Annotated in this window: 7 protein-coding genes and 1 riboswitch; of the genes, 5 read left to right on the top strand and 2 right to left on the bottom strand. The window is 65.4% G+C overall.

All coding sequences use genetic code 11. The features are described from left to right. Positions 1-571 precede the first annotated feature (571 nt). Entirely contained in the window at positions 572-811 is a 240-nt protein-coding gene (locus ACPEES_RS19395; protein ID WP_435105317.1) for a hypothetical protein, read from the bottom strand. 573 nt (positions 812-1384) lie between these two features. Between ACPEES_RS19395 and ACPEES_RS19390 the strand changes: the two genes are divergently transcribed. The 4 genes from ACPEES_RS19390 (at position 1385) to ahcY (ending at position 5842) form a co-directional block, all read left to right on the top strand. Next, positions 1385-2197 carry a glycine/sarcosine N-methyltransferase gene (locus ACPEES_RS19390; protein ID WP_435105315.1) on the top strand — a complete coding sequence of 271 codons (813 nt, stop codon included), beginning with the start codon at positions 1385-1387 and terminating at the stop codon, positions 2195-2197. Continuing rightward, a complete protein-coding gene (locus ACPEES_RS19385) occupies positions 2194-3033 on the top strand; it encodes an SAM-dependent methyltransferase (RefSeq protein WP_435105313.1) in 840 nt (279 codons plus the stop codon). The genes ACPEES_RS19390 and ACPEES_RS19385 overlap by 4 nt, the downstream gene beginning before the upstream one ends. Before the next feature lie 108 nt (positions 3034-3141). Then, a complete protein-coding gene (gene metK / locus ACPEES_RS19380) occupies positions 3142-4305 on the top strand; it encodes a methionine adenosyltransferase (protein WP_435105311.1) in 1164 nt (387 codons plus the stop codon). A gap of 25 nt (positions 4306-4330) precedes the next feature. After that, a riboswitch (S-adenosyl-L-homocysteine riboswitch) is annotated at positions 4331-4411 on the top strand. A gap of 15 nt (positions 4412-4426) precedes the next feature. Further along, complete coding sequence (gene ahcY, locus ACPEES_RS19375) at positions 4427-5842, top strand: adenosylhomocysteinase (RefSeq protein WP_435105309.1); 1416 nt, start codon at positions 4427-4429, stop codon at positions 5840-5842. A 217-nt stretch (positions 5843-6059) separates the two neighbouring features. Here the strand turns inward: ahcY and ACPEES_RS19370 are convergent, their stop codons facing one another. Beyond that, complete coding sequence (locus tag ACPEES_RS19370) at positions 6060-6956, bottom strand: LysR substrate-binding domain-containing protein (protein WP_435105307.1); 897 nt, start codon at positions 6954-6956, stop codon at positions 6060-6062. A 140-nt stretch (positions 6957-7096) separates the two neighbouring features. Here ACPEES_RS19370 and ACPEES_RS19365 point away from each other — a divergent pair, with 140 nt between their 5' ends. Next, complete coding sequence (locus tag ACPEES_RS19365; protein ID WP_435105304.1) at positions 7097-7963, top strand: SDR family NAD(P)-dependent oxidoreductase; 867 nt, start codon at positions 7097-7099, stop codon at positions 7961-7963. Positions 7964-8069: the final 106 nt, after the last annotated feature.

Below are 8069 nucleotides of genomic sequence, written 5' to 3'. Positions count from 1 at the left end.
TCCTTGTGTCGACCAGGCCTCGAACTTCCAGCCGTGCCTTATCGCTTTGTTGTTGTGTGTATGGGGCAACAGCGTTGCCCCGCGCGAGCCGCACTCTCCTATTGACGGTCAACTCAAGGCATCCCGTCGATGCGGCAAACGCCGCAGCGCCTCACCGGCAAACCAGTCGCACCGCTGCATGTGCTAACCATCACGGTGGGAACGAAGCAGCTGTGGGCGGCGATCGCGCCGTTTCTCGCCTAATTGTTTGGTCAGCAGTGTGTCACTTCCCTTGTCACCGGGCAAACGGCCAGTAGCGCGATATCCCGAACCCCGGATAGCGTTGAGTGCGGCGGCCGTGGTTGGTCGACGGCGCCTCGTGGACAGCGGGTGGCGATCAACGGCACCGGCATTCCGCCGGATTCCCCGCAAATTGCGCCCTTTCCGTTTCCGCACCCTCGGTGCTATCCGGGGATCAGCGGGTAGCCCCGCCGGGTTGATTGACGAGGCAATCGGCGCGCTGATTGCAGTCACCGCAACCACCGTTCTCGATGGTGAGCTGCGCACCAGTGGCCAGGGTTCGACCGTCGCTTCAAGCCTCATACCCGTCGGTTTTTTTGAAGAAGCGTTCAACTAACATCGCCGCACCACTGCCGTCCAGCCCCAACCCGGCTGTTGACAAACCGTTCATCTGTAAAATGCTACCGTTCGTCTGAGCGTGAACACTCCACACAAGTGCCTGATCTAGCAGGCCTAATCCCGCATCAACGCCGATGTGTAACCGGCTGTTCACGAAAACGACTTTGAAATGCCGAGCGAACTGCACCACCATGTATCTCACTCATACGGTACATGCCTTCGCTTCAGGCTGCGGAGTGACCCCAGACGGGCAGGTCACTTTCGGGTCTCCACACCAGCGAAGGTTTTCGGCGTAATGCCGTCCTTTCCGGCGACACCGGGCGATCGCCCCGGCAAGCGCCGGGCAACGAGCGAAACGCTGGCGACGATTCTCGCGGCCCGTGGGCCGCGTCGGTGATCGGGCATCAACCGAGCCCGGCCGATAGCGAGCGCGATCGGGCTGGAGCCAAAGTTTACGTAACGTAAACGTAGGGGAACGTGCGACCGCAACAGGGGGCTGCCATGCAGCGCACTGACACGATCAACAACTCACCACGGGGCATTCACCCGGGGTGGGGCTCGCCGGCCGCCACCGCTCGCGAGGTCTTCGCGAGCCATCGGCGGCGCGGCAACCCGCGCTGACCTTCCTCAGACCCAAATCACAGCGCTTTCGGGCAAGACGCCGCGGCCACCCTGGCACTGGCGTCGACGGGGCGACTCGTCCGTCCCGGCGGCCGCGCCTGTCTTTCGCCCGGTATCGTCAATCGTCCAATGGAGGGGTTAACCCATGGCCGCAACACAACAAGAGCAGGAGTTCGGCAGCGATCCGACCGCTTGTCGCGACACCGGACACTACAAGCACGAGTACAACGAGGGCTTCGTCGACAAGTGGGACGAGCTCATCGACTGGGAAAGCCGCGCGAAGAGCGAGGGCGACTTCTTCATCGATCTGCTGCGCGAGCGCGGCGCGAAGAAGGTGCTGGACGTCGCCACGGGCACGGGCTTCCACTCGGTGCGCCTGATCGAGGCGGGCTTCGAGGTGGTCAGCTGCGACGGTAGCCCGGAGATGCTCGCCAAGGCCTTCGAGAACGGCCGTCAGCGCGGCCACATCGTGCGCACCGTGCAGGTGGACTGGCGCTGGCTGAACCGCGACGTCCACGGCCACTACGATGCCATCATCTGCCTCGGCAACTCCTTCACCCACCTGTTCTCGGAGAACGACCGCCGCAAGGCGCTTGCCGAGTTCTACGCCACGTTGAAGCACGACGGCGTGCTGATCCTCGATCAGCGCAACTACGATGCCATTCTCGACGTCGGCTACTCGAGCAAGCACACGTACTACTACTGCGGCGACAATATCTCCGTGTATCCCGAGCACGTGGACGACGGCCTCGCCCGCTTCAAGTACGACTTCCCCGACAAGTCCACGTACTACCTGAACATGTTCCCGCTGCGTAAGGACTACGTCCGGCGCCTGTTGGGCGAGGTGGGTTTCCAGCACATCGAGACCTACGGCGACTTCCAGGAAACCTATCGCGAGGCGGAGCCGGACTTCTTCGTCCACGTGGCCGAGAAGAGCTACAGGGAGGATCTGGAGTGAGTAAGGCCTATACCGCGGCGGTAGAGACCGCGCGCGAATACTACAACAGCGACGACGCCGATAACTTCTATCACATCGTCTGGGGCGGCGAGGACATCCACGTCGGCCTCTACCAGAGCGACAGCGAGCCGGTACGCGACGCCAGTCGCCGCACCGTCGAGGAAATGACCCGCCGGCTGCCGAACCTCAACGCCGACAGCCGAGTGCTCGACATTGGCGCCGGATATGCCGGTTCCGCACGCTACATGGCGCACGAATTCGGCTGCCACGTCACCGCGCTCAACCTGAGCGAGAAGGAGAACGAGCGCGGCCGGCAGAAGAACCGCGAGCAGCGCGTCGACCATCTCGTCGACGTCATCGACGGCAGCTTCGAGGAACTCCCGTTCGACGACGAGAGCTTCGACATCGTCTGGTCCCAGGACGCCATGCTCCACAGCGGCGACCGCCGGCGCGTGCTCGCCGAGGTGGCGCGTGTGCTCCGCCCGGGCGGGTACTTCATCTTCACCGACCCGATGCAGGCGGACGACTGCCCCGAAGGGGTGCTCGACCCGATTCTCGAGCGCATTCATCTGGAGACGCTCGGCTCGCCGGGGTTCTATCGCCGCGCGCTCGGCGAGCTGGATATCGAGGAGGTCGAGTTCGTCGACCATTCGGAGATGATTGCCGCGCACTACGGTCGCGTCTACGACATCCTCACCGAGCACGAGGCCGACGTGGCGCGCTCGGTCAGTCCCGACTATATCGAGCGTATGAAGCGCGGTCTCCAGCACTGGGTGAACGGCGGCCGCAACGGCCATCTGGCCTGGGGCATCTTCGTGTTCCGCAAGCCGGCCTGACCGTCGCCTCTATGCAAGCGAGAATTGCCCGTTACAATGAACTGTTCAGTATTTGAGCGCCGGGCAAGACACTTCAGCAACAAAGCACAGACAGAGAGTTAGTTGCCCATGAGCAAGGAATACCTCTTTACCTCGGAGTCCGTCTCCGAGGGCCATCCGGACAAGATGTGCGACCAGATTTCGGACGCGATTCTGGACGCCTACCTGCAGCAGGACCCGAAGGCGCGTGTCGCCGCGGAGTCGGTGGCTCAGACCGGCATGGTTCTGATCGCTGGTGAGACCAAATCCTCCGCGACGGTCGACATCGAGAAGATCGTGCGCGAGACGGTCGCGAACATCGGCTACGACAGCTCCGACAAGGGCTTCGACTTCGCCACCTGCGCGGTGCTGAACGCGCTGGGCGCCCAGTCCGAGGACATCAACCAGGGCGTCGACCGCAGCCGCCCCGAGGAGCAGGGTGCCGGCGACCAGGGCCTGATGTTCGGCTATGCGTGCAACGAGACCGACACGCTCATGCCCGCGCCGATCGACTTCGCCCACCGCCTGGTGCGCAAGCACTCCGAGCTGCGCAAGGACGGCACGCTGGCGTGGCTGCGTCCGGACGCGAAGAGCCAGGTCACCTTCGCCTACGACGAGGCGGGCAAGGTCATCGGTTGCGACGCGGTGGTGCTGTCCACGCAGCACGACCCGGACGTCAGCCAGGACCAGATCAAGGAAGCGGTGATGGAGCAGATCGTGAAGCCGGTGCTGCCGAGCGAGTGGCTTCACGCCGACACCAAGTTCCACATCAACCCGACCGGCCGGTTCGTCACGGGCGGGCCGCTGGGTGACTGCGGCCTGACCGGGCGCAAGATCATCGTCGACACCTACGGCGGCATGGCCCGCCACGGCGGCGGTGCCTTCTCCGGCAAGGACCCGTCCAAGGTCGACCGTTCCGCCGCCTACGCCGCGCGCTACGTGGCGAAGAACGTGGTCGCCGCCGGGCTCGCCGACAAGTGCGAGGTCCAGCTCTCCTACGCCATCGGCGTCGCCGAGCCGACCTCGGTCATGGCCGAGACCTTCGGCACCGGCAAGGTCAACAACACCCGGCTGACCGACCTCATCCGCGAGCACTTCGACCTGCGTCCGTTCGGCATTCTCAAGATGCTCGACCTGGAGCGTCCGATCTACTTGAGCACGGCCGCCTATGGCCACTTCGGCCGCCTGGACGTCGAGCTTCCCTGGGAGCAGACGGACAAGGCCGAGGCCCTGCGCGGGTCCGCCGGCCTGTAAGCGACTCGCGTCAGCATGACGCCCCGCCGCCGAGGAGCGCTGCAACCGGCAAAGGCCGGCCAGGCTCGGCGGCGGGTTTTTTCATTCACAACGGCGCTCGGTGATTTAACGGAGTGACACCATGAACGCCATCGTGGAGAACACCCGTAACGACCACCATGTCGCCGATCTTTCCCTCGCGGGCTGGGGCCGCAAGGAGATCGCGATCGCCGAGACCGAGATGCCCGGTCTCATGGCGCTGCGTGAGAAGTACGGGGCCGACAAGCCGCTGAAGGGAGCGAAGATCGCTGGCTCCCTGCACATGACCATCCAGACCGCCGTCCTCATCGAGACCCTCGTCGAGCTCGGCGCCGAGGTCCGCTGGGCCTCCTGCAACATCTACTCCACCCAGGACCACGCCGCTGCCGCCATCGCCGACCGCGGCATCCCGGTGTTCGCCTACAAGGGCGAGAGCATGGAGGAGTACTGGGAGTTCACCCACCGCATCCTCGACTGGCCAGAAGAGGACGGCCCCAACCTGATCCTCGACGACGGCGGCGACGCCACCGGCGTGGTGATGATCGGTGCCAAGGCCGAGCAGGACCCCTCCATCCTCGACAACCCGAGCAACGAGGAGGAGCGCGCGCTGTTCCCGGCCATCAAGCAGCGCCTGAAGGATCGCCCGGGCTTCTACAGCCGCATCAAGGAGCAGATCCGCGGCGTCAGTGAGGAGACCACCACCGGCGTGAACCGCCTCTACCAGATCGCCCGCGACGAGGGCCTGCCCTTCCCGGCGATCAACGTCAACGACTCGGTGACCAAGTCCAAGTTCGACAACCTCTACGGCTGCCGCGAGTCGCTGGTGGACGGCATCAAGCGCGCCACCGACGTGATGGTCGCCGGCAAGACCGCCGTGGTCGCCGGCTACGGCGACGTGGGCAAGGGCTCGGCGCAGAGCCTGCGCGGCCTCGGCGCCCAGGTCTGGGTCACCGAGATCGACCCCATCTGCGCGCTGCAGGCGGCGATGGAGGGCTTCCGCGTGGTGACCATGGACTACGCCGCGGACAAGGCGGACATCTTCGTCACCGCCACCGGCAACTACCAGGTCATCACCCACGAGCACATGAAGGCCATGAAGAACGAGGCCATCGTGTGCAACATCGGCCACTTCGACAACGAGATCGACGTGGCCTCGCTGCAGCAGTACGAGTGGGACGAGATCAAGCCGCAGGTGGATCACGTCACCTTCCCCGACGGCAAGAAGATCATCCTGCTCGCCGAGGGCCGGCTGGTGAACCTGGGCTGCGCCACGGGCCACCCGAGCTTCGTGATGTCCAACAGCTTCACCAACCAGGTGCTCGCGCAGATGGCGCTGCACGCCAACAAGGGCGAGTACGACAAAGAGGTCTACATCCTGCCGAAGCACCTCGACGAGGAGGTCGCCCGGCTGCACCTCGAGCGGATCGGCGCCCAGCTCACCGAGCTGAGCAAGGACCAGGCCGACTACATCGGCGTGCCCAAGGAAGGTCCGTACAAGCCGGAGCACTACCGCTACTGATCCCGTAGCAGCTGCTCACGAGCCAGAGAGGGCGCGGCACCGGCCGCGCCCTTTTTCTTCTCGGTACCCTACCCCTTCAGCCGGCACGAAACGCCCCACTGCGGATACGCGGCGGCGACCCCAGTCAGGTGACCGCAAAGGCCGCCTCTCCACCTCCGCCCCCGGACTCTTCCGGGACCCGACCCCGACAGACCCCGAACGCGCGTCAAGCGTCGGATCACGCCTGTCCGGCGGAACGGACGAAACACTTGGCCGCCGGCGACAAGTCGCGGCCCGCCAGTACGAGGTCGAAACCGGGGGCCGACCCGGGCAATGGCCGGTAGCTGATCCGATCCCCGCGAAAGCTGCTCATGCTCTCGGGAACGACGGAGACCCCGGCGCCCACCGCCACCAGCGATAGCACCGCGTGCATCCCGTACGCCTCCTGCGCGACCTTCGGCACGAAGCCGGCGTCAGCACAGAGCCGGATTACCTGCAGATGGAAGCCACGACCTTCAACCATCGGCCAGAGGATGAACGGCTCGTCGGCCAGGTCGGCGAGTGTCACGTCTGGCCGCCTGGTCAGGCGGTGATCGTTCGGGATGGCCATGCACAGGCGATCCCTGTCGAACGGCGTCAGCCCGATGTCTTCGGCATTCACCAGCGGCGGAATCAGGACCCCGACGTCCTGTGTTCCCTCGCGTAACGCGGCGACCTGCGCGGCGGTGGTCGCCTCCCGCAACTCCAGGCGTACCTTCGGGTGCGCTGCCCGGAATTCGCGGACCACGTCCGGCAACCGCCCATAGAGCGCGCTGCCGACATAACCCAGGCGCACCACGCCGGTCCGACCCGCTGCCATGTCCCGCGCCGCCGTGACGGCGTGCCCCGCCTGGCGAAGGGTCTCCCGCGCCTCATCGAGGAATACCGCACCCGCCGCCGTCAGCCCGAGCACACGATTGCCCCGTTGAATCAGTGTGGCGCCGAGCGCTTCCTCCAGCTTGCGGATCGCATGGGTGAGCGGAGGTTGCGACATGTTCAGCCGTTCGGCGGCGCGATGGAAATGCCGTTCCTCCGCCACGGCGACGAACTGCTCCATCGTGCGCAGCCTGATGGGAATGCGCTCTTCTCTCGTCATGCATCCACTCCGCGGGACTTCGGGCTTCCCCTCAGGCGTGATACCAGAAGAATATCGTATATGCGTGTTAATAGTATTAGATGTATCAAATGACGGCACGCACACTTACGGGCCGTGTCTTCACGAACAGGGCCTGAAGAATGGTGGACTTCGACGATCAGGTGGTACTCATCACCGGCGCGGGCCGCGGACTCGGTTTCGCGTACGCCCGAAACATTGGACAGCTGGGGGCAACGGTCCTGATTCAGGACATCGGTGCGAACACCGACGGTAACGGGGAAGCCCCGCAGATCGCGGAACGCGCGGCGGCGCGACTTCGCGCGCAGGGACTGGATGTGCGGGCGATCCCCGGGAACATCGGCTCGCGCGAGGGCTGCCATGAGCTCGTCGGACGGGCCCTGGGCGTTGGCGGACGACTGGACGCCGTGATCCACAATGCCGGATGGGTGGGCTACGAGACCATCGAGGCAATAACGCAGACGTCCTTCGATCACATGATGGCAGTCGCCGCCAGGGCGCCTCTATGGCTGGCGCAAGCGGCCTGGCCGGCGATGAAGGCGGCCGGCTACGGCCGCATCGTCCTGACGACATCCTGCCGGGCGCTCTATCCCCAGTACGTTCACCGCGGGCTTGCCGCCTACGCCGCCGCGAAGATGGCCGCGGTAGGCATCGCCAACGTCCTCGCCGCCGAGGGCGAGCAGCACGGCATCGTGGTCAATGCGGTCTCTCCGGTCGCCAAGACGCGCATGTGGGGGATCGAGGGCGAACCGGACGAGCTGCGCCCCGGTGAGGTAGCGCCGGGTGTGGCCTATCTGGCGTCCCGGGAATGCGCCGACGGCGGCTGGATACTCCGCGCCGCGAACGGCCAGTTCCACGCCACCCGGGCGGTGGAAGCGGAAGGCGTGGACTACCCCCGTGACCTGCGTGCGGTTCGGGCAGCCACGGCGGACGAGGTCGCAGCGAGGTGGCCGCGGATCGCCGTCGCCGACGTAGAGCCCCGCTCGTGAGCGCCGCGCCGATTGGGTGCGCCGCCCCCCCCGGGTTCCACAGGCACAGGCCGTGAGAGGGGGTATTTGTGGCCTTAGGGTTCTGTCGGATCAGTGACTTGGGTGC

It is taken from the genome of Arhodomonas sp. AD133 (assembly GCF_051195215.1).
Lineage (GTDB): Bacteria > Pseudomonadota > Gammaproteobacteria > Nitrococcales > Nitrococcaceae > Arhodomonas.
Note: the sequence above shows the minus strand (reverse complement) of the source record. Positions and strands in the feature narration are given on the sequence as shown.

Excerpts from the sequence above, each read along its gene's own strand:
- ACPEES_RS19395 (WP_435105317.1), bottom strand. The coding sequence starts at position 811 with ATGGTGGTGCAGTTCGCTCGGCATTTCAAAGTCGTTTTCGTGAACAGC.
- ACPEES_RS19390 (WP_435105315.1), top strand. The coding sequence starts at position 1,385 with ATGGCCGCAACACAACAAGAGCAGGAGTTCGGCAGCGATCCGACCGCT.
- metK (WP_435105311.1), top strand. The coding sequence starts at position 3,142 with ATGAGCAAGGAATACCTCTTTACCTCGGAGTCCGTCTCCGAGGGCCAT.
- ahcY (WP_435105309.1), top strand. The coding sequence starts at position 4,427 with ATGAACGCCATCGTGGAGAACACCCGTAACGACCACCATGTCGCCGAT.
- ACPEES_RS19370 (WP_435105307.1), bottom strand. The coding sequence starts at position 6,956 with ATGACGAGAGAAGAGCGCATTCCCATCAGGCTGCGCACGATGGAGCAG.
- ACPEES_RS19365 (WP_435105304.1), top strand. The coding sequence starts at position 7,097 with ATGGTGGACTTCGACGATCAGGTGGTACTCATCACCGGCGCGGGCCGC.